This window comes from Streptomyces coffeae, assembly GCF_016741875.1.
Lineage (GTDB): Bacteria > Actinomycetota > Actinomycetes > Streptomycetales > Streptomycetaceae > Streptomyces > Streptomyces coffeae.
In genome coordinates, this window is sequence record NZ_JAERRF010000045.1 from 1 (window position 1) to 25,942 (window position 25,942).

The window sequence follows — 25,942 nt, forward strand, 5'->3', positions numbered from 1 at the left end:
AAGAAGCCCGGTTGGGAGCTCAGTCTCCCGACCGGGCTTTTTTCATGGGCAGTTCGCGTCCGCTTTGTAGGCTGGCGGCATGCGCTACGACCTGGTCATCTTCGACAACGATGGGGTGCTTGTCGACAGCGAGCCCATCTCCAATCGGCTCCTCGCCGCCTATCTCACCAGTTTGGGACACCCCACCAGCTACGAGGACTCCATACGCGACTACATGGGGTCCGCCATGCACCGCATTCACGAACTGGTCCTGGCCCGCACCGGGCAGCGGCTTCCGGAGGACTTCGACACCACCTTCCACAGCCGGGTCTTCGACGCGTTCCGCCGTGAGTTGGAACCGGTGGCCGGTGTGCGGACGGTGCTGGAGAAGCTGCGCGCGGACAGCGTTCCGTTCTGTGTCGCTTCCTCCGGAAGCCATGAGCGCATCCGCGTCGCGCTGCGGAAGACCGGGCTGTACGAACTCTTCGGCGAGGAGCGCATCTTCAGCTCCGAGGACGTGGGGCGCGGTAAGCCCGCTCCCGATCTCTTTCTGCACGCCGCCGAGCGGATGGGCGTCGCGCCCCGGCAGTGTGCGGTCGTGGAGGACAGCCCCCTCGGTGTCCAGGCCGCCGTGGCTGCCGGGATGGACGTCTACGGCTACACGGCGATGACACCCGCCGACAGGCTGGCGGCCGCCCGGGCTCTCTTCGCGGACATGACCGAGCTTCCCCAACTGCTCGCATCTACCCACAAGTAGGCACCTGCCCGTACGCTCCTCGGCCATGACGGATACGCGCCCGACCCGGCGTCTGACACACGGCCGGACCGCTCTGACCCTCAGCTTCTTCGTCCAGGGCGCGATCTTCGCTCTGCTGGTGACCCGGATCCCCGCGCTCCAGGACCGTTATGGGATATCCGACGGACTGCTGCCCGCCTTCCTTGCCGCCGTGCCGATCCTCGCGGGCGTGGGAAGCGTCGGCACCGAGTACCTGGTGCAACGGATACGGCCGAGCCAGGTGCTCCGCTGGGTGCAGCCCGTCGTCTCCGTGGCCCTGGTCGCGGCGGGTTCGGGGACGGCCGTGTGGCAGGCGGCCGTTGCGCTCGGGGTGTTCGGCCTGACCGTCGGGGCGCTCGACGCGTCGATGAACATGCTCGGGGTGAGTCTGCAACGGGCGTACGGGCGGAGCATCATGCTCGGCTTCCACGCCGCGTACAGCCTGGGCGGGATCACCGGCGCCACCTTGGCCTGGGCGGGCGCCCGCGGTGAGTTACCGCTGCCCGCGCTCTACGCACCCGTGGTGGCCCTGCTGGTGCCGGTCGCCCTCGTCGCCTCCCGCTGGTACGTGGACCAGCGGGACATGGCCGGGCCGCAGGGCCGACCGGAGACGCCGGCAGTGCCCCAACCCGCCGCCGCACCCATGAGCATGAAGCCGATGCTGCCGCTCTGCCTCGTCATGGCGTTCACCTACATCGGCGACTCGACCGTCTCCAACTGGGGCGCCAAGTACCTGGAGGACGTGCTGCACAGCTCCGAGCAGTTGGCCACGCTCCCGTACAACGCCTACATGGTGACCACGCTGCTCGGCCGCTCCTTCGGCGACCTCGGGGTGCGGCGCTTCGGTGCCGTCGCCGTGGTCCGGGCCGGAACGCTGCTGGCGGCCGGCGGGTTCGCGGTGGTCGCGACGGCGCCCGGCCCCTGGGTGGGGATGCTCGGCTTCACCCTGCTGGGGCTCGGGCTGTGTGTGCTGGTGCCGCAGACGTTCGCGGCCGCCGGGCGGCTGTTCCCCGAGGCGTCCGATGCCGCGGTCGCCCGCCTCAACATCTTCAACTACGTCGGCTTCCTGGTCGGCTCACCGCTGGTGGGCGCACTCGGCGGCGCGTGGAGCTATCGGGGCGCGATGCTGGTGCCGATGGCGCTGGTGCTCGCGACCATGCTGTATGCGAAGTCGTTCGCTCCTGTACCAGCCAGATACGGTGACGGTCATGAGCGGCCGCGCACAGTTGATGTGGGATGAGGCAGTAACCGGATACGACTTCGGCACCGGGCATCCGATGGACCCGGTCCGGCTCGCGCTGACCATGCGACTGGTCGAGGCGTACGGGCTGGACCGCGCGGTCGGGGTCGTGGCCGCCAAGGCGGCCGGGGATTCGACGCTTGGGCTGGTGCACCGCCAGGAGTACATCGACGCGGTGCGGCGGGCCTCGGCCGATCCCGCGTCGGCGGACGGTGCGTACGGGCTCGGGACCATGGACGACCCGGCGTTCGCGGGGATGCACGAGGCATCGGCGCTGATCGCCGGGCAGTCGGTGGGCGCGGCGGAGAGCGTATGGCGCGGGGAGGCGCTGCACGCGGTGAACTTCACGGGCGGGCTGCACCATGCGATGCCCGGTGGCGCGGCCGGGTTCTGCATCTACAACGACGCGGCGCTCGCTGTGGCGCGGCTGCTGGAGCTGGGCGCCGAGCGGGTCGCGTACGTGGATGTCGACGTCCACCACGGAGACGGGGTGCAGGCGGCGTTCTGGGACGATCCGCGGGTGCTGACGATCTCGCTGCACGAGCACCCCCGCACCCTCTTCCCGCAGACCGGCTGGCCCGAGGAGACCGGCGGAGAGGGCGCCGAGGGCAGCGCGGTGAACGTGGCGCTGCCGGCCGGGACCGGGGACGCCGGATGGCTGCGGGCCTATCACGCGGTGGTGCCTGAGCTGTTGGCCGCGTTCCGGCCGCAGGTGCTGGTGACGCAGCACGGCGCGGACACCCATATCGAGGACCCGCTCGCCCACTTGGGAGTGACCGTGGACGCGCAGCGGGCGGTCGCCGAGAGCTGCCACCAGCTGGCACACGACCACACCGAGGGGCGGTGGGTCGCGCTCGGGGGCGGCGGATACGCGGTGGTGGAGGTGGTGCCGCGGTCGTGGACGCATCTGGTGGCGATCGCGGCCGGGCGTCCGCTGGCACCGGAGACCGAGGTGCCGGAGGACTGGCGGCGGGAGGTCTACCGGCGGACGCGGCTGGAGGCGCCGCGGCGGATGACGGACGGACGGGAGCCGCGCTGGCGGGACTTCGCGGACTACGGCTACGACCCGGCGGACCGGCTGGACCAGTCGATCCTGGCGACCCGCCGCGCGGTGTTCCCGCACCACGGTCTGCTTCCGTAGCGGAACGCTTCCGTAGCGGCCTGCTTGGTAGCGGGCGCTCTCCGGCGTCCGTTAGGCCAACCGTGGGGTCTCGGGCCGTTCCCCGGCAGCGGACGCTCATGATCCGTCAGCATCGTGGGCGTGTTGAGTTCCGCCTCGCTGCGTGCGCATCTGCTGGCGGCGCGGCTCGCCGGACCGGTGTCGACCAGCCGGGAGGAGAGCCTGCGCCGCTACCGGCACTTCGCCGCCCGGGACCCCCGGGTGCTGCTCGGCCTCGAGCCCGAAAACGACTGGTCGTTCCTGGAATTGCTTCGCCTGATGGGCGACAAATGTGGGGTTTCGGCCAATCCGGCTCACACTTCAGGTCCGGATGTGATCGATCCGGAGCGGACGATCAACGCCCTGGATGCCTTCGCGGACCGTCTGCGGGCCGTCGCCCTCGCCCGCCTCCCGGTGCTGCTCGGCACCGGTCACCCCCACCGTCTCCTTGGTTTCTACGCCTCGTTGGCGTCGGCGCTCTCGGCGGCCGGATGCCGTGTTCTCACCCCGGGGCAGGGTAGATGTGTCGACATAACGACGCGGTTCGGGGTACGTATGTACCAGCTCGTCTACGTACGAGGAGTCGCGATGGTGCGGGAGCCCGGCGCCCGCCCGAGCCCGAGTGAGCCGGGCGCCCACAGTCACTCCCCGCTCCCGGTTCGGGTTGCGCTGAGCTGTGCCGCGGCGTCCGGCGGCGCCCTGCCGGGGCTGGTGATCGGGGACCACGGATGGGTCTGCGGAGCAGGTCAGCTGGGCTTTGAGGCCATGGGTCTGGGGGACACCGACGATCCCGCGCTGTTCGTCGGGGAGGCTGAGGGGCGGGTGTCGGTCGCCGTTCCGCTTGATGACGCTGTGCGGCCTGGTTGCTACCGGCCGCTCACTCGCTATGTACTCAATCGGGCGTGTCTGTCACAGTAGGCGTCCGATAGCTACTCCTCTTCCCCACTTGCATCACGCGCCCCTAACCTGGGGAGGAGCGCGCATGCGAGCAGGAGTCACCGGAGGGGAAGCCGGTGCCCGACATGTGCGGAAGGTTCAGGTGTGTCATGGCTGCTGGCGAAAGGCCTCTGAACGAGGTTCAGTTTCTGACCGTGGCGGAAGTTGCCTCGGTGATGCGAGTGTCCAAGATGACCGTGTACCGCTTGGTGCACAGCGGTCATCTGCCGGCGATCCGGGTGGGCAGGTCTTTCCGGGTCCCAGAGCAAGCGGTTCATGAATACCTCCGCGAGTCCTATGTGGGGGTGGAGTCCGCTTAGGTCCGGTACGGGCCTGGGGAAGACCCTCGGATTACGTGGTTCGCTCGGCGCCGGGTAGGCTGGCCCGATGTAGGTCGTGTGGGCTCGGACGCCCCGCACCGAGTGATTCGAAGTGAGCGAGGGTAGTCGTGGGCTCTGTTATCAAGAAGCGGCGTAAGCGGATGGCTAAGAAGAAGCACCGCAAGCTGCTCAAGCGCACGCGCGTCCAGCGTCGCAACAAGAAGTAAGCAAGCGACGCTGTGTTCGTCCCGCAGCCCTTCCACCGCCGGTGGGAGGGCTGCGGTGTATGCGCGGCCCCGCCATGACCGCCGCCGTGACCCCGGTCACAGCCGTGGCCACGGCTTAAAACGCCGGTCGCGCGGCGAGTGGTCATCACAGCGCAACATCGACCGGTTACGGTGTTCGGCACAGCCCAGCTCGGACGAGGGTGGGAAGGAAGGCGCTGATCTTGGGAAAGGTCGTGCTCGTCACCGGGGCCGCACGCCAGCTGGGAGGCCGTTTCGTACGGCGCATACAGCGTGAGCCCGATGTCGACCGGGTGATCGGCGTGGACGCCGTGGCACCTGAACACCCCCTCGGCGGCGCCGACTTCGTCCGGGCCGATATCCGCCACCCCACGATCGGGAAGCTCCTCGCCGAGTTCGGCGTCGACACCGTCGTCCACATGGACATCAACGGCACCCCGCTCGGAGCCCGCGGCAATCGGGCCTCCGTCAAGGAGATCAACGTCATCGGCACCATGCAGCTGCTCGGTGCCTGCCAGAAGGCGCCGTCGGTCCGGCGGCTCGTGGTCAAGTCCAGCACCAGTGTGTACGGCTCGGCGCCCCGCGACCCCGCCGTCTTCAGCGAGACCACACCCCCCAAATCGCTGCCCAGCGGCGGTTTCGCCAAGGACACCGTCGAGGTCGAGGGCTATGTCCGCGGCTTCGCCCGGCGCCGCCCCGATGTCGCGGTGTGCGTGCTGCGCTTCGCGAACATCCTCGGGCCGTGCGCGGACTCCCCGCTCGCCGAGTACTTCGCGCTGCCGGTGCTGCCCACCGTCATCGGCTACGACCCCCGGCTCCAGTTCGTCCACGAGAAGGACGCCATCGAGGTGCTGCGCATCGCCGCCTCCGAACCCCGCCGCGGCACCCTCAACAGCGGCACGTTCAACATCGCCGGGGACGGGGTGCTGCTCCTCTCCCAGGCCGCCAGGCGGCTCGGCCGCCCCACGCTTCCGCTGCTGCTGCCCACCCTGCGCTGGGCCCGTAGCGCGCTGCGGTCCCTCGGCGTCACCGACTTCTCGCCCGAGCAGGTCCGGCTGCTCACCCACGGCCGGGTCGTGGCGACCAACCAGATGCGCGAGACCCTGGGTTTCGCACCCGAGCACACCACCGCCGGCGCCTTCGCGGACTACGCGCACAGCCGCGGTCCCGGGCTGCTCCCGCCCGAGACCCTCGCCCGTACCGTCGACCGGCTCGCCGGGCTGCTGCCCGCCGGCGCCCAGAATTGAGGAGCGCAACCACCATGGCGGATGCCAAGGTCATTCCGTTCGGTGAGGAACCGCGGTCCCGGAGGAAGGGCCCCCGTCCGGGACGCGCCAAGCGGTCCCAGGGTGCGCTGAAACCCGTACCGCAGCAGCGCGACGAGGAACTGGAGCAGGCCGCCGACACCGCCGAAGCCACCACATCGGCCTCCGAGGTGCCGCCCCTGCCGCCGCACCCGCCCAAGCGCGCCCCCGGCGGCGGCGACTGGGAGCGCAGACTCGCCCACGGGCTGAGCTTTCTGCGCCGCCGGATCACCGGTGACTACGAGGTCGACGACTTCGGCTACGACCACGACCTCACCGATCAGGTCCTGATGTCACTGCTCCGCCCGATGTACGAGAAGTACTTCCGGGTCGAGGTGAAGGGCATCGAGAACATCCCGGACAGCGGTGGGGCGCTGGTGGTCGCCAACCACTCCGGGGTGCTGCCGCTGGACGGACTGATGCTCCAGGTCGCGGTGCACGACAACCATCCGGCCCACCGCCATCTGCGGCTGCTCGCCGCCGATCTGGTCTTCATGCTGCCCGTCGTCAACGAGCTGGCGCGCAAGGCGGGCCACACCCTGGCCTGCGCCGAGGATGCCCAGCTGCTGCTGGAGCGCGGCGAGGTGGTCGGGGTGATGCCGGAGGGCTTCAAGGGGATCGGCAAGCCGTTCTCCGAGCGGTACAAGCTCCAGCGCTTCGGACGGGGCGGCTTTGTCTCGACGGCGCTGCGCGCGGGGGCGCCGATCGTGCCGTGCTCGATCGTGGGCGCGGAGGAGATCTATCCGATGGTGGGGAACGCGAAGACGCTGGCCCGGCTGCTGGGTGTGCCGTACTTCCCGATCACGCCGACCTTCCCGCTGCTCGGGCCGCTGGGCGCGGTGCCGCTGCCGACGAAGTGGACCATCCAGTTCGGCGAGCCGATCCCGACCGACGGGCATCCGCCGGAGGCGGCGGACGACCCGATGCTGATGTTCAACCTCACCGACCAGGTACGAGAAACGATCCAGCACACCCTCTACAAGCTGCTCGTGCAGCGGCGGTCGGTGTTCTTCTGAGCCGGGTCGACGTGACAGGGACCGGTCCATGGCCGACGGACGGAGTCCGGCGCGGGCGGCTGAAGCGTGTGAGGCCCGCCGGGTGGTGGTGGGTGCTGCCCACCACCACCCTCGGACAGCTCACCTGGTGTCGTCGCCGTCGAGGTCGAGCCCCGGCAGAAGGTCGGGCAGCAGCGGCGGAACGGTGATGTCCGGCTGCGCCGGCTTGCTGCCGGTATCGCCGCGGCCCGCGGACGGGCTCGGCGACACGGCACCGGCCGGTGGGTCGAGCAGATCGCCCGCACCGTCGATCAGCCCCTGGTCCTGTGGCGCGGCGGGGGATGACGAACGCGGCTGACTCGTCTCGCCGGTGCGGCCGCCGCTCGGGGCGGCCGAGGACGAGGAGGGGTGGCGCTCCGGCGCGACCCCGCCGGAGCGCTGCGGCGCCTCGGCACCCGGCCGACCCGACTGGCTCCGCTGGTCCTTGGTGGTGGGCAGCAGCGGCTGGAGCGGGCCGACTTCCTGGTCTATGGCGGCGAAGACCGAGCTCACATCGTCCCCGACGTCCGCGAGCTGGAGCGGCAGCCTCTCGCGCAGCCGGCTCCAGCCGTCGCGGTGAGCCTTGGCGAAGGAGGACAGCTCCTGCATCGGCCCCAGCGAGCCCTCCCGCTCGTAGACCCGGTGCAGCAGCCGGTGGCCCTCGGAGGCGTCATGGTGCATACCGGACAGAGCGCGGCGGATCTCCCCCAGCGAATCGTGGTCCAGCTCGCCGGAGCGGGCCCGCTCCATCAGCCGACGCGCCTCGCTCATCCGCGTCGATGCCTGGTCCAGATAGATCCGGCCCCGTGCGGCGTCGCCGTCCGCCATCTCCAGCTTGAGGTCCTCCATGCCGCGCTTGAACCCGTAGAGGGTGTCACCCGGCAGGGCGTCCGAACTGGCCGCGGCGACCCCGCCGAACGCGCCCGCCGCGACCCCGACCGTGAGCCCACCGGCCGCGAGCCCTTTGGACCAGCGCGAACGGGGCCGCAGTCTGGACACCGGCGGCTTGGCGCGGTGGGCGCCGCCGGGGCGGCGGCGCTGCTCGGGTACGCGCGGCGCGCCCTCGGCGAAGGCCGCTTCCATGGCGGCGATCAGCTGGGCCCGCTGTGTGGTCCTGACTTCGGGGTCCAATACCGGTGCCGGCAGCTCGCCGAGCCCGCTCGCCAGGGCCACCATCCGTCTCTGCTCGGCGCTCTCCGCCGATGAGCCGGGTTGCTGGTGCGGCGTCTCGTCCCGGGTGGCCTGGTGCTTGCTCTCCAGGGCCTCCAGGGCCTCCAGGGCCTTGGCGAAGGCGTTCGCCCGCCGGTGTGCCGTTACGTTCGCGATCACAGGCGGCACCTCCTCTCGTCGTGACGGTCGACTCCCCAGGACACCCGAAGGTTCCGTCCCACCCGTGGGTCCACCCGATCGAGTGACGGGGTACGGGCAGGGTACGACCACAAGGCGCCTGCATCCCCCACAACGAGCGGCGCAGCACCCGGGTTACGCCCTCCCGAGGAGCGGACCGGGCGTGCCGGAGGTGTCACCGCGGGGCCGTGGACGCCGGTCAGCGGGCGTCTTCCGGAAGGAGCCTGGCGAGGGTGCGCACGGCCCGGTACTGAAGGGTTTTGATCGCGCCTTCGTTCTTCCCCATCACCCGGGCGGTCTCGGCGACCGAGAGCCCCTGGAGGAAGCGGAGCGTCACGCACTCCTGCTGCTGCGGGTTGAGCTTGCGCACCGCTTGCAGCAGGGCCGCGTTGGACAGCGACTCCAGCACGGAGTCCTCCGGGCTGCGCTCGACCTCGTTGGCGTCGAGCATCTCGCCGGTGGTGACCTCCAGCCGGAAACGGCTGGACTTGAAGTGGTCGGCGACGAGATTGCGGGCGATGGTCACCAGCCAGGCGCCGAAGTCACGGCCCTGCCAGGTGAAGGTGCCGATGCGGCGCAGGGCGCGCAGGAACGTCTCACTGGTGAGGTCCTCGGCGGTGGCCCGGCCGCCCACGCGGTAGTAGATGTACCGGTAGACGGTGTCGGCGTACTGGTCGTAGAGCCGGCCGAACGCCTCGGCCTCGCCCGACTGGGCGCGCTCGACCAGGTCCATCATCCGGCGGCTGTCGCTGTCGGCGCTCGGCCGGCGGGCGGTGGAGGCGCCGCCGCGGGAACGTCTGCCGACCGCCGCTCCGCCGTCGGCCAGCGCGTAGCAGGAGCTGGCCTGGCCGGACCGGTGGACCGTGCCGACGGATGGGCTGACGGGCGCGGGTGTGGCGAGCGCGGGGACGGCATACGCGGTGGGGACGAAGCCGCGCAGACAGTCGAGGACCGTTGCGCGCAGCGTAGCCAGGCCCGAGGCGTCAACCCCGACGTGTGGGTACACGGGACTCCCAGAGGCAGAGCTTCCATCACGTGCAGTACGGGACCGTTCACCCGCCGTAGGGACGCGTGGGTACCGGTTTGCGTCTAAGGAGAATAACGCTTCGTATAGGCAGCACTACACCCAGTTGCTCAAATCATCGTTTCCGTTCACTCCGTTATGGATTGATGACGCATTAGGTATCGAACGGCCGACGGATTTTGATCGGAAAGTTTCCCTCGCTGTGCGATTACGTAGCGTGTTGTGACAAACCGGCGGTAAGGGGACTGGCGGGGGCGCTGCGGGGTAGGAAGTGCGGAATGACCGAAACAGGATGGTCGCGGTCGATCGGTGACGCTCCGTATCGATGGGCACGCCGTCACACAGCGCGATCGCCGCTCAGTCCTGACCGTCCTCGGTCAGGCTCGTACGCGCTCGGTCGCGCGCGGCCGTCACCGCTGGTGGAAGCGGTGCGAGGGCGTGGTGCGGGCTCGTAGAGGGCCGGTGGGAGGGGAGGGCAGCGCGCGGGTCAGCGACGGCGCCGGTGCAGCGCCACGGCGGCCGCCGTGCCGCCCGCGACCGCGCCCACTCCGGCCGCCGCCGGGATGCCGATCTTGGCCGCCTTGCGGCCGGTGCGGTAGTCGCGCAGCCGCCAGCCGTTCTCCCGGGCGTGTTTGCGCAGCCCTCCGTCCGGATTCACGGCGTACGGATGGCCCACGATCGACAGCATCGGGATGTCGTTGGAGGAGTCGCTGTACGCCGCGCAGCGGGCCAGGTCCAGCCCCTCGGCCGACGCCAGCGCGCGTACCGCCTCCGCCTTGGCCGGGCCGTGCAGCGGCTCACCGACCAGCTTGCCCGTGTAGATCCCGCCGACCGATTCGGCCACAGTCCCCAGCGCTCCGGTCAGCCCCAGCCGCCGGGCGATGATCGTCGCGGTCTCGACCGGGGCGGCGGTCACCAGCCAGACCCGCTGTCCGGCGTCCAGATGCGCCTGGGCCAGGGCGCGGGTGCCGGGCCAGATGCGGTCGGCCATGTACTCGTCGTAGATCTCCTCGCCGATCGACATCAGCTCGGAGACCCGGTGGCCCTTGACGATGGACAGCGCGCTGCTGCGCACGTCCTCCATGTGCGCCGGGTCCTCGACGCCCGCCATCCGGAACCAGGTCTGCTGCCAGGCGAAGCGGGCCAGCTCGCGCTTGCGGAAGAAGTGCCGCTTGTACAGGCCGCGGCCGAAGTGGAAGAGGGCGGCGCCCTGCATGACCGTGTTGTCGAGGTCGAAGAAGGCGGCGGCCTGTTCGTCCCCGACGACGGGGAACTCCGGCTCGGCGGCGGGCTGCGACGAGGGAGTCTCGGCCGACGACTTGCGTGCCGCCTCGGCCGACGCCTCTCCGGCGAGGACACTCCGCTCCGTGGCGGGTCGTCGACGGCGGGTGAACCATCCCAGTGCGGCCATGGAAGCGAGCATAGCCAGCGGCATGGCCCATCCCGTTACGCCCGGGTGTCGGGACGATTCAGGTTACGCGAAAGGTGGGGCGGCCCACGGGGCGGCGCCTGCTGGTCGGGCGGCCGTCAGGGCGGCGGGTCCGGGCGGCGGATCAGCCGCCCAGCGCGGTCCGCAGCCGCTTGGGGTCCACCCGCCAGAAGTCGTGCTGTTCGCCGTCGACCAGGACCACCGGGATCTGCTCCCAGTACTTCCGGTACAGCTCCTCGTCCTGGGTGATGTCCTTCTTCTCCCAGGGAGTGCCGAGTTCGCCGCACACCTTCTCGATCACGGCCTCGGCGTCCTCGCAGAGGTGACAGTCGGGCTTGCCGATCAGTGTCACCGTGCGCTCGGCGGGGTTCTTGCGGGGGGTGCGGCGCAGCAGGGGACTCATGCTCGCCATTGTGCCCGGGTCCTCGGGGTCGTTTACGATCGTGGGCGATTTATTGGTGTCCGGGGGTAAAAAGGTGAGGAGTGAGAGCCTGTGCTCCCGTCGGCGCCCCCCGGGTACGCATGTGCCTGCCGGGAACGGTGTGACACGGGTCCTGGTTCCGGGCGCGGCCGGAAAAGGCGCGTGACACCGGTCACTTTGCTCGGACAAAGCGGACACTATCTTTGTGCACGCGTTCACAAAGACATAGCCTGCTGTCGATGGGGCGGTCATGGAACTGTGGGCCGCCCGCAGCCCCGCTCTACCCGCAGGAGCACCGTGGCAACTGGCCGAACTCACCGACCGGCGACCCGAAGCCGAGGGATTCCCGAGGCCACCGTCGCCCGGCTACCGCTGTATCTGCGCGCCCTGACAGCGCTCTCCGAGCGCTCGGTGCCCACGGTGTCCTCCGAGGAGCTGGCGACCGCGGCCGGAGTCAATTCGGCCAAGCTCCGCAAGGACTTCTCCTACCTGGGTTCGTACGGCACCCGTGGGGTCGGCTACGACGTGGAGTACCTCGTCTACCAGATCTCGCGGGAGCTCGGCCTCACCCAGGACTGGCCCGTGGTGATCGTCGGTATCGGTAACCTCGGCGCCGCCCTCGCCAACTACGGCGGTTTCGCCTCCCGTGGCTTCCGGGTCGCCGCGCTGATCGACGCCGACCCGGCGATGGCGGGCAAGCCCGTCGCGGGCATCCCGGTCCAGCACACCGACGAGCTCGAGAAGATCATCGAAGACAACGGTGTGTCGATCGGTGTGATCGCCACCCCGGCGGGCGCGGCCCAGCAGGTCTGCGACCGGCTCGTCGCCGCTGGCATCACCTCCATCCTCAACTTCGCGCCCACCGTGCTGTCCGTTCCGGACGGCGTGGATGTGCGCAAGGTCGACCTCTCGATCGAGCTCCAGATCCTCGCCTTCCACGAGCAGCGCAAGGCGGGCGAGGAGTCGACCGGCCACGAGGAGGGCGCGGGCGCCGTTCCGCAGGCCCCCGTGGCACCCCACCGGACGACCGCGGGCGGCCCCGGCGCCGACAGTGGCCGGCAAGGACCTGACGGGGACGTTCCCGCCGTGATGCCGGCATGAGTCTCCTTGTCGTCGGACTGAGTCACCGCAGCGCGCCGGTGAGCGTGCTGGAGCGCGCCGCCCTGGTCGGGGACGAGCAGGCGAAGCTGGTGCAGGACACCCTCGCCGCCGAGCCCGCCACCGAGGCCGCGGTGCTGGCCACCTGCAACCGCATCGAGCTCTACGCCGACGTGGACAAGTTCCACGCCGGGGTCGCCGAGCTGTCCACGCTGCTCGCCCAGCACACCGGCGTCAGCCTGGACGAGCTCACCCCCTATCTCTACGTCCACTACGAGGACCGGGCCGTCCACCATCTGTTCTCGGTGGCCTGCGGACTGGACTCGATGGTCGTCGGCGAGGGCCAGATCCTCGGCCAGATCAAGGACGCGCTGGCGCTCGGACAGGAGCTGCACACCGCGGGCCGGCTGCTGAACGACCTGTTCCAGCAGGCGCTGCGGGTCGGCAAGCGGGCGCACAGCGAGACCGGGATCGACAAGGCCGGACAGTCGCTGGTCACCTTCGGCCTGGAGCAGCTGGCCGGCCCGGTGCCGGTGGCGGAGTGGGCTGCGGGCAAGCGCGCGCTGGTGATCGGCGCGGGCTCGATGTCCTCACTGGCCGCGGCGACCCTCGCGCGCGCCGGTGTGGCAGAACTGGTGATCGCCAACAGGACGTTGGAGCGGGCGCTGAGGCTCGCCGAGTCCCTGGCCGAGCAGCACGCCGCCACCGACGCGGTCCGGGTCGCCGGGCTGGTCGCCCGCGCCGTGGCACGGGACCGGGTCGCCGCCGAGCTGCCGCACGCCGACATCGTCGTCTCCTGCACCGGCGCCACGGGCCTGGTGCTCACCGCCGACGAGCTGCGCACCTCCCTCGCCCAGCGCGCGGCCTGCCCCCCGATGGGCGGTCCCGGCGGCGCGGCCGAGGTCGTGGCCGAGGTCGCGCTGCTGGACCTGGCCATGCCCCGGGACATCGACGCCGCCGCGCACCGGATCGACGGCCTGCGCCTGGTGGACATCGAATCGCTCGCCGAGGCGGCCGCCACCCCGGCCGACGGCTCGGGTCCGGCTGCCGGGGCGATGGCCGCCGACGTCGACCTGGTCCGCTCCATCGTCTCCGCCGAGGTCGCCGCCTTCGGGGCGGCCCAGCGCGCCGCGCACATCACGCCCACCGTGGTCGCGCTGCGTACCATGGCGGCAGATGTCGTCGCGAGCGAGGTCGCCCGGCTCGAGGGACGTCTTCCCGATCTGGACGACAAGCAGCGGTCCGAGATCACACAGACCGTGCGGCGGGTCGTCGACAAGCTGCTGCACGCGCCCACCGTGCGGGTCAAGGAGCTGGCGAGCACCCCGGGGGGTGCCGGGTACGCGGACGCGCTGCGCGAGCTGTTCGACCTCGACCCGCAGGCGGTCGCCGCCGTCAGCCGCGCCGACGGTGGCCGCCCCGGCGCCGCCCCCGCACGCGGTACAGCCGAACCGAACGACCCGAAGGGAGGCCGGGCATGAGCTCCACCCCTGCCACCCCCACCGCACCACTGCGCCTGGGCACCCGACGCAGCGCACTGGCCATGGCCCAGTCCGGTCTGATCGCCGACGCGGTGCGGAAGCTGACCGGACGCCCCGTCGAACTGGTCGAGATCACCACCTACGGCGATGTCTCGCGCGAGCAGCTCGCGCAGATCGGCGGCACCGGCGTCTTCGTCTCCGCGTTGCGCGAGGCGCTGCTGCGTGGCGAGATCGACTTCGCCGTGCACTCGCTGAAGGACCTGCCGACCGCCGAACCCGAGGGTCTGGTGCTGGCCGCGATACCTCGCCGCGAGGACCCGCGCGACGCGCTGATCGCCCGTGACGGGCTCACCTTCGCCGAACTCCCCCCGGGCGCGCGGATAGGCACCGGCTCGCCCCGCCGCGCGGCCCAGCTCAACGCGTGGGCCCGCTCGTTCGGCCTCGACATCGAGACCGTACCGATCCGCGGCAATGTCGGCACCCGCATCGGCTATGTGCGTTCGGGGGAACTGGACGCCGTGGTGCTCGCCGCCGCCGGTCTGATCCGTATGGGACGGATCGACGAGGCGACCGAGATCCTCGACGCCGACCACATTTTGCCCGCCCCCGGCCAGGGGGCTCTGGCAGTCGAATGCGCCGCGTCCGACGCGTCGCTCACTGCCCGGCTCGCCGAGCTCGACGATCCGCACACGCGGGCCGCCGTGACCGCCGAGCGATCCCTGCTCGCCGCCCTGGAGGCCGGTTGCAGCGCACCTGTGGGGGCGCTGGCCGACCTGCTGGGCGACGCTCAGGATGTCACCGAAATGCGCCTGCGCGGCGTCGTCGGCACCACCGACGGCTCGACGCTGGTGCAGCTGTCCACCACCGGTCCCGTCCCCGCTTCGCCTGGTGAGGCCGTGTCGCAGGCTCAGATCATGGGTCGCGAACTCGCCACCGAGATGCTCGCGAAGGGTGCGGCCGGTCTTATGGGGGAGCGAGCACTTTGAACCCCACCGTCCCGAACCACCCTGGCTGCGGGCAGGTCACCTTTCTCGGCGCAGGACCGGGAGATCCGGGCCTGCTGACGCTGCGCGCCGTGGAGGCACTAGCCGCCGCCGACGTACTGATCGCCGACCCTGATGTGCTCGACGTGGTGCGTGCGCACGTCAGGCCGGGTGTGGCCGCGGACGCTCAGGGCGCACCGCCGCAGGCGGATGACGGGTCGTCAAGCGCCGCCGGTGTCCCGGTACTCCGGGACACCGCCAATCTTGTCATGGGGGCCGCGCGCGGCGGCAAGCGGGTCGTCCGCGCCGTCGCGGGCGACCCCGGTCTCGACGGGTACGCCGCCGACGAGATGCTCGCCTGCGCCGCCGAGGGCATCGTCTTCGAGGTGGTGCCGGGCATCGCGGCCGCGGTGGGCGTGCCCGCCTACGCGGGGGTGCCGCTGCGGGACGCGCAGAATGCCGACGTCCGTTTCGTGGACGCGCGGACCGCCGATGAGCGCTGCTGGAGCGAGGTCGGCTCCTCGGACGCCACCGCCGTCGTCTCCGCCACCCTGGAGACCGTCGCCGCCGCGGCCGGGGAGCTGGTGGCCGCGGGCCGCAAGCCGGACACCCCGCTGACCGTGACCGTCGCGGGCACCACCACCCGCCAGCGGACCTGGACGGCCACGCTGGGGACCATCGCGCAGGTGCTGAAGTCCGCGAAGGTGCTGCCGTCGCCGCAGGGCGCGCAGCCGGTGATAGCCGTGGTGGGCGAGCGGGGCGCGGCCGAGCGGCGCGACCAGCTGTCGTGGTTCGAGTCCAAGCCGCTGTTCGGCTGGAAGGTCCTGGTCCCGCGGACCAAGGAGCAGGCCGCTTCCCTCTCCGACCAGCTGCGCTCGTATGGGGCGGTGCCCAGTGAGGTGCCGACCATCGCGGTCGAACCGCCGCGCACCCCGCAGCAGATGGAGCGCGCGGTCAAGGGCCTGGTCACCGGGCGCTACGAGTGGATCGCCTTCACCTCGGTCAACGCGGTCAAGGCGGTGCGCGAGAAGTTCGAGGAGTACGGGCTCGACGCCCGTGCGTTCGCCGGGATCAAGGTCGCGGCGGTCGGCGAGCAGACCGCCAAGTCGCTGATCGACTTCGGCGTCAAGCCGGATCTGGTGCCCAGCGGTGAGCAGTCCGCGGCCGGGCTGCTGGAGGACTGGCCGCCGTACGACCCGGTCTTCGACCCGATCGACCGCGTCTTCCTGCCGCGGGCCGACATCGCCACGGAGACCCTGGTCGCCGGGCTGATCGAGCTGGGCTGGGAGGTCGACGACGTCACCGCGTACCGCACCGTGCGCGCCTCGCCGCCGCCGGCCGAGACCCGCGAGGCCATCAAGGGCGGCGGGTTCGACGCGGTGCTGTTCACCTCGTCGTCCACCGTGCGGAACCTCGTCGGCATCGCGGGCAAGCCGCACAACGTCACCATCATCGCCTGTATCGGCCCGGCCACCGCGAAGACCGTGGAGGAGCACGGCCTGCGGGTGGACGTCCTGTCGCCCGAGCCCTCGGTGCTCAAACTGGCCGAGGCGCTCGCGGACTTCGGGGCCGCGCGGCGCCAGGCCGCGATCGAGAACGGGGACCCGGTCACCCGCCCGAGCGAGCGGCGGCCGGGATCGAGGAGGAGGGCACGCTCGTGACCAGGTACGGCAGTTTCCCGGGAGCGCGGCCGCGTCGGCTGCGCACCACTCCGGCGATGCGGCGCATGGTCGCCGAGACCCGGCTGCACCCGGCCGGGCTGATCCTGCCCGCGTTCGTGCGGGAGGGTGCCAGTGAGCCGGTGCCGCTGGCGTCGATGCCGGGCGTGGTCCAGCACACCCGGGAGACCCTGCGGAAGGCGGCTGCCGAGGCCGTCGAGGCGGGCGTCGGCGGGATCATGCTGTTCGGGGTGCCGGAGGAGGCCAAGAAGGACGCCGTCGGCACGCCCGGCACCGATCCCGACGGAATTCTTCAGCTGGCCATCCGGGATGTCCGGGCCGAGGTCGGCGACGACCTGGTGATCATGTCGGACCTGTGCCTGGACGAGCACACCGACCACGGCCACTGCGGGGTCCTGGACGCCGAGGGCCGGGTGGACAACGACGCGACGCTGGAGCGCTACGCCGAGATGGCCCGCGCCCAGGCCGACGCGGGCGTCCACACGGTGGGCCCCAGCGGGATGATGGACGGCCAGGTCGGCGTGGTCCGCGAGGCCCTGGACGGCGCCGGGTACCAGGACGTCTCGATCCTGGCCTACACCGCCAAGTACGCCTCCGCCTTCTACGGCCCCTTCCGCGAGGCGGTCGGCTCCTCGCTCAAGGGCGACCGCAAGACGTACCAGCAGGACCCGCCCAACGCCCGTGAGGCGCTGCGGGAACTGGAACTGGACCTCGCCGAGGGCGCGGACATGGTCATGGTGAAGCCCGCGCTGCCCTATCTGGACATCCTGCGGCGGATCGCCGACGTGGTGGACGTACCGGTGGCGGCGTACCAGATCTCCGGTGAGTACGCGATGGTCGAGGCCGCCGCGGCCAACGGCTGGATCGACCGCGACCGCGCGATCATGGAGACGCTGACGTCCGTGCGGCGTGCGGGCGCCGGGATGATCCTCACCTACTGGGCCACCGAGGTCGCTCAGCGGCTGAACCGCGGGGAGTAGATCCGGGGAGCGGGGGCCGGTGGTCACCGGCCCCTGACCACCAGGTCGGCCGCCGCCCGCCCGGCCGCCACCCGGCGGGCGTTGGCCTCGTCGGAGCCGAGCACAAAGCGCTCGGCCTCCGCGCGCGGTTTGCCGAACCGCTCATGACGGTCGATCAGCCGCCGCACCCGCTCCTCGCCGTCCAGCTCGATCCACCAGGTCTCGTCCAGCAACTCCCGTACCGGAAGCCACGGTTCCTCGTCGAGCAGCAGATAGTTCCCCTCGGTGATCACCAGCGGGATCTCCGGCGCCACGGGCACGGAGCCCGCGATGGGCTGTTCCAGGTCGCGGTCGAACCCCGGCGCGTACACCGTCTCGCCCGCGCGGGGCGCGCGCAGCCGCCGCAGCAGGGCGGTGTAGCCGTACGGGTCGAAGGTCTCCGGGGCGCCCTTGTGGTCCATCAGGCCGAGTCTGCGCAGTTCGGCGTCGGCGAGGTGGAAGCCGTCCATCGGGACCAGGACGGCCCGCTCCGGGCCGAGCGCGGTCACCAGATACCCGGCCAGGGTGGTCTTCCCGGCACCGGGCGGTCCGGCGATGCCGAGCAGCCGGCGGCGGCCGGTGGCGGCCAGCCGCTCGGCGCGGTCCAGCAGGTCCTGGGGAGTCATGGCGGCGCTTTCGGACGGGGTGCGTACGGGAGCCGTGGTGCGTTCAGGCTCGCATACCGCCGTCGACCGGCAGCACCGTGCCGGTGACGTAGGAGGCGCGGTCGCTGAGCAGCCAGGCCGCGGCCTCGGCGACCTCGACCGGCTCGGCGGGGCGGCGCAGCGGTGTCCGGGCGTTGAGGCGGTCGATGACCCCGGGCGACCGGTGGGCCCATTCCTCGATCATCTCGGTCATGGTGGTGCCGGGCGCGACGGCGTTGACGCGGATGCCCTCCGGCCCGTAGGTGATCGCGGCGGACTCGGTGAGGCTGTTGACGGCCCGCTTGACCGCGCCGTACGCGGGCAGCTCCGCATTGCCGCGGAAGCTGCCGACGCTGGAGTTGTTGACGATGGCGCCGCGGCCCACGGTGGCCTGAATGGCCTTGATCTCGGCCGCCATGGAGAGCCAGACGCCCTTGAGGCTGACCGTGGTGATCAGGTCGAAGTCGGCTTCGGCCACCTCGGCCAGCGGAGCGGGCGGAATGGCGGCCCCGGCGTTGTTGAAGGCGGCGTCCAGCCTGCCGTGCAGTTCTACGGTCCGGTCGACGGCCGCCTGGACGTCGGCAGCCTCGGCCAGGTCGCACCGCACATGGTCGGCGGTGCCGCCGTCCGCCCGGATCTCCTCGGTCACGGCCTTCAGCTGGGACTCGGTACGGGCGGCCAGGACCACCTTCGCGCCCTCGCGGGCGAAGAGCCGGGCCGAAGCGGCGCCGATGCCCCGCCCGCCGCCGGTGATCAGCACGACCTTGTCGCTGAGCAGACCGGTCGCGTGGGGGCCGGGGAGCGCGGATTCGCTGGTCGGTTCGTTCATTCCCTCATCCTGTACGGCGCCGGGGACGGGCCGGCCGGACACGGTGGCCGGCCCGTGCGGGGCGGGGGCGGACACGGGTCCGCCCCCGCCGTGCGGCGTCAGCGCACCGCGTTCCAGGAGTGCGCCACGTCCACGATCACCTGTCCGCCCGACTGGAACACCCGGAACGGAAGCTTGGCGCGCACGCCCAGCCCGACCTGGGTGTCGCCCTCGAAGCTGCTGCCGAACCGGGTGTCCTTGAAGGTCTTGTACCCGGTCAGGTTCACACCCGGAAGAGGCTTGCGGGCACGGCCCGGGTAGGACTCGGCGCCGGTCTGCGGGTCGTAGCTCGGCGCGGCCACCCGGACCTCCAGCACGGCGCCGCCGCCGACCGGGATCTCGTCACCGGAGCCGTCCTGGTACAGGTGGTCGACATAACCCACCCGGTAGCCGGTCTTGCTGGCGGCCGTACCGCCCTTGATGTCGAAGACCATGCGGTCGAAGCACGCGTGCCGACTGGTCTTGATGTTCTTGAGCGGCTTGTGGGCCGCCGGCTGCGCGCTCTTCACGCCGCTGCCCCAGCCGGTGGCGCAGGCGGCCGCCGCCGACGGCTTGGTGGCGGCGTGTGCCGTCCCCATCGTCGTCGCCAGACCGGCTCCTGCCAGTGCCATCGCCGCGAGCGCGGTCCCCCACCGTCGCATATCGGACCCCCATGTGAATGGATATTGGATGTACTCGGATGTACATGGGGTTGGACGGGCCGTAGCCGCCCCGGGTTGTGCGGTGTCCGGAAGCTGTCGCAAAGAGGACGATCGTGTTCCGGCCAGGGTACGCCGATCGGTGGAACGACGGGCTGGGGGTAACCCCAACTGCGTTGGCCGGGTGGCCGGATGGGATCGGTGGGCCGGTTCCACGAGGCTTGATCGCATGCGAATCCTCTCCGGCAAGACCACCGCGCTGACCCTCGCCACCGCCGCCACGGCCGCTCTTCTCACCACCGTCTCCGGTGCCGACGCGGCCGAGGGAGACCTGTCCGTCACCTCCTCCCACCCGCTCGACTGGGGGTCGTGTCCGGGCACCCGGCTGGATCCGCGTCAGCAGTGCGCGACACTGAAGGTGCCGCTGGACTACCGCGATCCCGGTGGGAAGCGGATCTCGCTCGCGGTCTCCCGGATCCGCAGCGAGCGGCCCGACGAGCGCCGGGGCGTCCTGATGCTGATCCCGGAGGGCCCGGGATCCCCGGGCCTGGACCGGCCCACCACGCTCGGCAAGCGGCTGCCGCAATCCGTGCGGGACACCTACGACATCGTCAGCTTCGATCCGCGCGGTCTGGGCGCCTCCACACACGCCAGCTGCCAACTCCCCACCGCCGACCTGTCGTTGACCGCCTCACGCCCCTGGCCCGCCGCCGACGGGAGCATCGCGGGGAACATCACCACAGGACGCCGCATCGCCGACCGTTGCGCCCGCAACGGCGGCGAGCTGCTGCGCAGCATCAGCACCGTGACCGAGGCGCGGGACATCGACAGCATCCGCCAGGCGCTGGGGGAGCGGAAGCTGTCCGCGTGGGGTGTCTCCTACGGAACGTACCCGGGGTCGGTGTACGCCCAGATGTTCCCCGAGCGCACCGACCGCTGGGTGCTGGACAGCAATGACGACCCGGACCCGGAGCGGGTGGGGCGCGGCTGGCTGGCCGCCTACGCCGTCGGTGTCGAGGACACCTTCCCGGACTTCGCCGCCTGGGCCTCCGCCCCCGACAGCCCGGTCCGGCTCGCCGAGACCCCCGCCGGGGTGCGCCGCCGGGTCCTGGACCTCGCCGCCCGTCTGGACACAAAGCCGCTGTCGTGGCCCGGCGCCAACCCGCCCGAGCTGAACGGCAATGTGTTCCGCCAGAGCGTGCTCACCGCCCTGTTCTCCCGGGACAGCTTCGAGAACCTGGCCAAACTGATCACCGACGCGGACGCGGGCAAGGTGCCCGGCGCGGTCCCGCCGGACCCCGGTCAGGACGCCATGGCGGTGTCCCTGGCGACCGTCTGCAACGACGTGGAGTGGCCGAAGTCCCTTCCCGCCTATGCGCGCGATGTCGCCGCGAGCCGCAAGAGCCACCCGCTGACCGCCGGAATGCCGGTGAACGCCACGGCGTGCACCTTCTGGCACGAAACCCCGCGGGACAAGCCGGTCCGGATCACCGACCAGGGGCCGTCGAACGTCCTGATGGTGCAGAACAAGCGCGATGTGGCCACCCCGTACAGCGGCGCGCTGAAGCTGCGGCGCGCCCTCGGCGACCGGGCGCGGATGGTCAGCGTGGACGCGATGGGGCACGGCGCGGCCTACCAGGGCCCGGGCCGCGGCAACGCCTGCGCGGACCGGCGGGTGACCGACTTCCTGCTGACCGGCGAGCGCCCGGGGCGGGACACCACCTGCCCCGCCGTCCCCACCAGCCAGGGCGCCCCTCACCCGATGCGGTGATCTCCGGTCCACCAGCTGACGCGGGGATCAGGGGACTGCCACGGTCACGGGTAAGGCGGCCGCCTCCGCGGCAGGAATGTTCGTATCGCAAGGGAGTGCATCATGACGAGATCGCTTGTCGGAAGCGAGAACATCGTGAGCCTCACTCCGCCGGAGCCCGGCATGACCCCGCTTCGCAAGGCCGCCGAAGCGGCTGAGGAAGCCAGTGGCCTGCGTGCCGAGATCATCCGAGGAGTTCTCATGATGTCCCCGACCCGGCGGGGCAGGCACGCCGGGATCGTCAAAGCTCTTTACGACCAGGTGCGTCCCGAGTTGGCGGATCATCTGGCGCCCTACCAGGTCGCTTCCGTGTCGATGCCGGGGGACAAGGACGACTACGCCACGCCCGATCTCCTGGTCTGTGACGCGGGGTTCGGAGAGTCCGACGCATGGCTGGCCGATCCGGGCGATGTCGAGCTCGTCTGCGAGGTCGTCTCCAAGAGCAACAGCTCCAAGGGCACCCGGGACATGGTCAGCTGGTACGCCGATGCGGGCGTGCCCACCTACCTGATCGTCGACCCCCGTGATGGCACATGGACTCTGTACACGGTGCCCCGCGAGGGGGCCTATCAAGGAGTCCTCCACGGGCTGTACGGCGAGGACATCGAGCTGGCGGCACTCGGGTTGAAGATCACCACGGGAGGCTTCACCCGGTACAGCTGGTACGCGACGCGCATCCGCATATACGGCAGCGCCCCGCCCCCTCTTGTACGAGGGAGGCGGGGCGTCGGCCGTCAGGGGCTCAGAGGCGCTCGGGGGTGCGGATGCCGAGCAGGTCCATGCCCAGGTGGAGGGTGCGGCCGGTGAGCTCGCTCAGGAAGAGGCGGTTCGCGACCTGGGACGGGCCGCCCTCGGCGGTGAGCACCGGGCACTGGTCGTAGAAGGTCGTGAACAGCGAGGCCAGCTGGTAGAGATACGCGGCCAGCTTGTGCGGCTCGTACCCCTTGGCGACCTCGCGCACGACCTCCGCGAACTGGTCCAGATGCAGCCCCAGGGCCCGCTCGGCCGGGGACAGCGGCAGCTCGGGGTGGGCGACCGGCGTCTGGCCCTCGGCGGCGCGGCGCAGGATCGACTTGGTCCGGGCGTACGCGTACTGGAGGTACACCGAGGTGTCGCCGTGGAGTGAGACCATCTGGTCCAGGTCGAACTTGTAGTCGCGGGAGGCGGAGGTGGACAGGTCCGCGTACTTCACGGCGCCGATGCCGACCTGGGCGCCGCGCTCGGCGATCTCCTCCGCGGTGAGGCCCAGCTTCTCCTCGCTCTTCTCCCGGACGACGGCGGCCGCCCGGTCGATCGCCTGGTCCAGCAGGTCGACCAGCCGCACCGTCTCGCCCTCACGGGTCTTGAACGGCTTGCCGTCCTTGCCGAGAACGGTGCCGAAGGCGAGCTGGACGGCGTGGGTCTTGTCGTCGAGCCAGCCGATCCGGCGGGCGGTCTCGAAGACCATCCTGAAGTGCAGCGACTGCCGGGCGTCCACGACATACAGCAGGGTGTCGGCCTGGAGGTTCTGCACCCGGTCACGGATCGCGGAGAGGTCGGTGGCCGCGTAGCCGAAGCCGCCGTCGGACTTCTGGACGATCAGCGGGACCGGATTGCCCTCCGGGCCCTTGACGTCGTCGAAGAAGACGCACAGCGCGCCCTCGGAGCGGACCGCGACCCCGGACTCCTCCAGCAGGCGGCAGGTCTCCACCAGCATGTCGTTGTAACCGGACTCGCCGACCACATCGGGGTCGCGGATCTCCATGTCCAGCTTGTTGAAGACCGAGTAGAAGTAGAGCTTCGACTCGTCGACGAACTTCCGCCACAGGGCGAGGGTCTCCTCGTCCCCGGCCTGGAGGTCGACCACCCGGCGCCGGGAGCGCTCCTTGAACTCCGCGTCCGCGTCGAAGAGCGCGCGCGCCGCCTTGTAGAGGCGGTTGAGGTTGGACATGGCCTCCTCGCCGGAGGTCTCCTTGTCCTTGTGGTCCAGCTCGTGCGGGTGCTCGATCAGATACTGGATGAGCATGCCGAACTGGGTGCCCCAGTCGCCGATGTGATGGCGGCGGACCACCTTCTCGCCCGTGAACTCCAGGATCCGGACCACCGCGTCACCGATCACCGCCGAGCGCAGATGACCGACGTGCATCTCCTTGGCCACATTCGGCTGGGCGTAGTCGATGACGGTGGTGCCCGCGTCCGGCGCGTGGGGCACGCCGAGGCGGTCGTCGGCCGCGCGCGCGGCGAGGGTGGCGGTGATCGCGGAGTCGGCGATCGTGATGTTGAGGAAACCGGGGCCGGAGACCTCGATGTCCGCGATCACCGGGTCGGGGTCGGCGGAGGTGGCGGCCACCGGGATGTGCTCCACGACCTTCGAGGCCAGCTCGCGCGGATTCCCCTTCAGCTGCTTCGCCAGCGCCAGCATCCCATTGGCCTGGAAGTCGGCCCGGTCGCTTCGTCGCAGCAGCGGGTCGGCGGAAGCGGCCTCCGGCAGAGCAGCCGAGAGGGCGTCCGAGACGCGCTGGTGGACCGTAGCGGCAAGAGAGGGAACCGAGGCCATGGGTGAGATGCCGTTCCGTAGAGGACTGAGTTGCCGATGAGGCCACACCAGTATTTCACGGTGTGTCCAACCCGTTTTCCGGCCCTGTGGACAAGCTGTCCACAGGGCTCCGGAGGCGCCTGCTCCGTCTGGGACAATGGGCGGTGCCATGACCGCTAGGAAGGAAGTGCCGACCGTGGCTCAGAGCACCGAGACCGACTGGGTCTCCCGATTCGCCGACGAGGTCATTGCCGAGGCGGAGCGCCGCGCCCCCGGCACGGCGAAATCAGGTGCTCCGGCACCGGGGATCGTCTGCGCCTCGGGCCTCAGCCCGTCCGGCCCGATCCACCTCGGCAATCTGCGCGAGGTCATGACCCCGCACCTGGTCGCCGACGAGATCCGGCGCCGTGGATACGAGTGCGTCCACATCCTGTCCTGGGACGACTACGACCGGTACCGGAAGGTCCCGGCCGGGGTCGACCCGTCCTGGTCCGAGCACATCGGCAAGCCGCTCACCTCCGTCCCGGCCCCGCCCGGATCCAGCCATGCCAACTGGGCCGAGCACTTCAAGGCGCCGATGATCGAGGCGCTGCGGCAGATGGGCATCGAGTTCCACGGCATCAGCCAGACGGAGAAGTACACCTCGGGTGCCTACCGCGAGCAGATCCTGCACGCGATGCGCCACCGCACCCAGATCGACGCCGTGCTCGACCGCTACCGCACCAAGGACAAGCCGGGGGCGGCCAAGGGCGGCAAGAAGCAGCAGCAGAAGCCGGTCGACGAGGCCGAGCTCGCCGCCGCCGAGGGCTCCGGCGCGGCCGCCGAGGACGATGGCAGCGCGGGCAGCGCGGGCTATTACCCGTACAAGCCGTACTGCTCGGTGTGCGAGCGCGATCTGACCACCGTCACCGCGTACGACGACGAGACCACCGAGCTCGGCTACACCTGCGCCTGCGGCCACGGCGAGACCGTCCTGCTCAGCGAGTACAACCGCGGCAAGCTGGTCTGGAAGGTCGACTGGCCGATGCGCTGGGCGTACGAGGGCGTGGTCTTCGAGCCCTCCGGTGTGGACCACTCCTCGCCCGGCTCCTCCTTCGTCGTCGGCGGGCAGATCGTGCGCGAGGTCTTCGGCGGCGACCAGCCCATCGGCCCGATGTACGCCTTCGTCGGCATCAGCGGCATGGCCAAGATGTCGTCCTCCAAGGGCGGGGTGCCAACCCCGGCCGACGCCCTGGAGATCATGGAGGCGCCGCTGCTGCGCTGGCTGTACGCCCGCCGCCGCCCCAACCAGGCGTTCAAGATCGCCTTCGATCAGGAGATCCAGCGGACCTACGACGAGTGGGACGCGCTGGCGCGCAAGATCGCCGAAGGCTCGGCCCAGCCCGCGGACGCCGCCGCCTACAGCCGCGCCACCCGCACCGCCGCCGGGGAACTTCCGGTCACCCCGCGCCCGCTGCCGTACCGCACGCTGGCGTCTGTGGTCGACATCACCACCGGCCATGACGAGCAGACGCTGCGCATCCTCGGCGACCTCGACCCGGAGAACCCGGTGAAGTCGCTGGACGACACCCGGCCGCGGCTCGACAAGGCCGAGCGCTGGATCACCACCCAGGTCCCGGCCGACCAGCGCACCCGGGTGCGCGAGGAGCCGGACACCGAGCGGCTGGCCTCGCTCGGCGAGACCGAGCGCGAGTCGCTGCGGCTGCTGCTCGAGGGCCTGGACGACCACTGGTCGCTGGACGGGCTGACCACGCTGGTCTACGGCGTGCCGAAGATCCAGGCGGGGCTGGTAGCGGACGCCAAGCCCACCCCGGAGCTGAAGGTGGCGCAGCGGTCGTTCTTCGCGCTGCTCTATGAGCTGCTGGTCGGCCGGGACACCGGCCCCCGGCTGCCCACGCTGCTGCTGGCGGTGGGGGCGGACCGGGTGCGCAAGCTGCTCGCGTCCTGATCGCTGATCGCGCCGGAAGCACACGCGCGCCGAAGGGGGCGGACCGGGAATCCGGGCCGCCCCCTTC

24 protein-coding genes are annotated in these 25,942 nt (G+C 71.0%); 16 read left to right on the plus strand and 8 right to left on the minus strand.

What is annotated here, in order from left to right; all coding sequences use genetic code 11:
* Positions 1-79: 79 nt before the first annotated feature.
* The 8 genes from JK363_RS38525 (at position 80) to JK363_RS38560 (ending at position 6,974) form a co-directional block, all read left to right on the plus strand.
* Positions 80-736 (plus strand): HAD family hydrolase, encoded by a 657-nt coding sequence (locus tag JK363_RS38525; RefSeq protein WP_201882783.1) that lies wholly within the window; start codon positions 80-82, stop codon positions 734-736.
* A 25-nt stretch (positions 737-761) separates the two neighbouring features.
* Positions 762-1,994: an MFS transporter gene (locus tag JK363_RS38530; RefSeq protein ID WP_201882784.1), complete on the plus strand. Its 1,233-nt coding sequence runs from the start codon at positions 762-764 to the stop codon at positions 1,992-1,994.
* Positions 1,963-3,135 carry an acetoin utilization protein AcuC gene (locus JK363_RS38535; protein WP_201882785.1) on the plus strand — a complete coding sequence of 391 codons (1,173 nt, stop codon included), beginning with the start codon at positions 1,963-1,965 and terminating at the stop codon, positions 3,133-3,135. Before JK363_RS38530 ends, JK363_RS38535 begins: the two co-directional genes overlap by 32 nt.
* A gap of 120 nt (positions 3,136-3,255) precedes the next feature.
* Positions 3,256-4,071 (plus strand): phosphatase, encoded by an 816-nt coding sequence (locus JK363_RS38540; RefSeq protein ID WP_201882786.1) that lies wholly within the window; start codon positions 3,256-3,258, stop codon positions 4,069-4,071.
* A gap of 128 nt (positions 4,072-4,199) precedes the next feature.
* Positions 4,200-4,409 (plus strand): helix-turn-helix domain-containing protein, encoded by a 210-nt coding sequence (locus JK363_RS38545; RefSeq protein ID WP_014053989.1) that lies wholly within the window; start codon positions 4,200-4,202, stop codon positions 4,407-4,409.
* A gap of 128 nt (positions 4,410-4,537) precedes the next feature.
* Complete coding sequence (locus tag JK363_RS38550; RefSeq protein ID WP_003948845.1) at positions 4,538-4,636, plus strand: 30S ribosomal protein bS22; 99 nt, start codon at positions 4,538-4,540, stop codon at positions 4,634-4,636.
* Between the two features lie 221 nt (positions 4,637-4,857).
* Positions 4,858-5,901: an NAD-dependent epimerase/dehydratase family protein gene (locus tag JK363_RS38555; RefSeq protein ID WP_201882787.1), complete on the plus strand. Its 1,044-nt coding sequence runs from the start codon at positions 4,858-4,860 to the stop codon at positions 5,899-5,901.
* Between the two features lie 14 nt (positions 5,902-5,915).
* A complete protein-coding gene (locus JK363_RS38560) occupies positions 5,916-6,974 on the plus strand; it encodes a lysophospholipid acyltransferase family protein (protein ID WP_201882788.1) in 1,059 nt (352 codons plus the stop codon).
* A 120-nt stretch (positions 6,975-7,094) separates the two neighbouring features.
* Here JK363_RS38560 and JK363_RS38565 read toward each other — a convergent pair whose 3' ends face one another.
* The 4 genes from JK363_RS38565 to JK363_RS38580 form a co-directional block, all read right to left on the minus strand.
* Positions 7,095-8,321 (minus strand): DUF5667 domain-containing protein, encoded by a 1,227-nt coding sequence (locus JK363_RS38565; RefSeq protein ID WP_201882790.1) that lies wholly within the window; start codon positions 8,319-8,321, stop codon positions 7,095-7,097.
* 217 nt (positions 8,322-8,538) lie between these two features.
* A complete protein-coding gene (locus tag JK363_RS38570; RefSeq protein WP_201882792.1) occupies positions 8,539-9,345 on the minus strand; it encodes an ECF subfamily RNA polymerase sigma factor, BldN family in 807 nt (268 codons plus the stop codon).
* A gap of 505 nt (positions 9,346-9,850) precedes the next feature.
* Entirely contained in the window at positions 9,851-10,774 is a 924-nt protein-coding gene (locus JK363_RS38575; RefSeq protein ID WP_201882794.1) for an HAD family hydrolase, read from the minus strand.
* A gap of 142 nt (positions 10,775-10,916) precedes the next feature.
* A complete protein-coding gene (locus JK363_RS38580) occupies positions 10,917-11,195 on the minus strand; it encodes a glutaredoxin family protein (RefSeq protein WP_201882796.1) in 279 nt (92 codons plus the stop codon).
* Positions 11,196-11,510: 315 nt separating this feature from the next.
* Between JK363_RS38580 and JK363_RS38585 the strand changes: the two genes are divergently transcribed.
* From JK363_RS38585 to hemB, 5 genes are read left to right on the plus strand one after another with little or no spacing between them, the layout of a single operon-like run.
* Positions 11,511-12,314, plus strand: a complete 804-nt coding sequence (locus JK363_RS38585) for a redox-sensing transcriptional repressor Rex (protein ID WP_201882798.1) — start codon at positions 11,511-11,513, stop codon at positions 12,312-12,314.
* Positions 12,311-13,792: a glutamyl-tRNA reductase gene (locus JK363_RS38590; protein ID WP_201882800.1), complete on the plus strand. Its 1,482-nt coding sequence runs from the start codon at positions 12,311-12,313 to the stop codon at positions 13,790-13,792. The genes JK363_RS38585 and JK363_RS38590 overlap by 4 nt, the downstream gene beginning before the upstream one ends.
* A complete protein-coding gene (gene hemC / locus JK363_RS38595) occupies positions 13,789-14,778 on the plus strand; it encodes a hydroxymethylbilane synthase (RefSeq protein WP_201882807.1) in 990 nt (329 codons plus the stop codon). The genes JK363_RS38590 and hemC overlap by 4 nt, the downstream gene beginning before the upstream one ends.
* Positions 14,775-16,436: a bifunctional uroporphyrinogen-III C-methyltransferase/uroporphyrinogen-III synthase gene (locus tag JK363_RS38600; RefSeq protein WP_201882809.1), complete on the plus strand. Its 1,662-nt coding sequence runs from the start codon at positions 14,775-14,777 to the stop codon at positions 16,434-16,436. The genes hemC and JK363_RS38600 overlap by 4 nt, the downstream gene beginning before the upstream one ends.
* Positions 16,433-17,434, plus strand: a complete 1,002-nt coding sequence (gene hemB / locus JK363_RS38605) for a porphobilinogen synthase (protein ID WP_201882811.1) — start codon at positions 16,433-16,435, stop codon at positions 17,432-17,434. Before JK363_RS38600 ends, hemB begins: the two co-directional genes overlap by 4 nt.
* Before the next feature lie 23 nt (positions 17,435-17,457).
* Here hemB and JK363_RS38610 read toward each other — a convergent pair whose 3' ends face one another.
* The 3 genes from JK363_RS38610 to JK363_RS38620 all read right to left on the minus strand — a co-directional run bounded on the left by JK363_RS38610 (position 17,458) and on the right by JK363_RS38620 (position 19,605).
* On the minus strand, positions 17,458-18,078 hold the full coding sequence (locus JK363_RS38610) for a nucleoside/nucleotide kinase family protein (RefSeq protein WP_201882812.1): 621 nt from the start codon (positions 18,076-18,078) through the stop codon (positions 17,458-17,460).
* Positions 18,079-18,121: 43 nt separating this feature from the next.
* Complete coding sequence (locus JK363_RS38615; protein ID WP_201882813.1) at positions 18,122-18,925, minus strand: SDR family NAD(P)-dependent oxidoreductase; 804 nt, start codon at positions 18,923-18,925, stop codon at positions 18,122-18,124.
* Positions 18,926-19,023: 98 nt separating this feature from the next.
* Entirely contained in the window at positions 19,024-19,605 is a 582-nt protein-coding gene (locus tag JK363_RS38620) for an AMIN-like domain-containing (lipo)protein (RefSeq protein WP_201882814.1), read from the minus strand.
* Between the two features lie 226 nt (positions 19,606-19,831).
* On the opposite strand from JK363_RS38620, the gene JK363_RS38625 reads away from it, so the two are divergent.
* Positions 19,832-21,373 carry an alpha/beta hydrolase gene (locus JK363_RS38625; RefSeq protein WP_201882815.1) on the plus strand — a complete coding sequence of 514 codons (1,542 nt, stop codon included), beginning with the start codon at positions 19,832-19,834 and terminating at the stop codon, positions 21,371-21,373.
* 102 nt (positions 21,374-21,475) lie between these two features.
* On the plus strand, positions 21,476-22,219 hold the full coding sequence (locus JK363_RS38630; RefSeq protein ID WP_201882816.1) for a Uma2 family endonuclease: 744 nt from the start codon (positions 21,476-21,478) through the stop codon (positions 22,217-22,219).
* On the opposite strand, the gene argS is transcribed toward JK363_RS38630, so the two are convergent.
* Positions 22,155-23,948, minus strand: coding sequence for an arginine--tRNA ligase (gene argS, locus JK363_RS38635; protein WP_201882817.1), 1,794 nt, complete (start codon positions 23,946-23,948; stop codon positions 22,155-22,157). The genes JK363_RS38630 and argS overlap by 65 nt on opposite strands.
* Positions 23,949-24,096: 148 nt before the next feature.
* Here argS and lysS point away from each other — a divergent pair, with 148 nt between their 5' ends.
* On the plus strand, positions 24,097-25,875 hold the full coding sequence (lysS, locus tag JK363_RS38640; protein WP_201882819.1) for a lysine--tRNA ligase: 1,779 nt from the start codon (positions 24,097-24,099) through the stop codon (positions 25,873-25,875).
* Positions 25,876-25,942 lie beyond the last annotated feature (67 nt).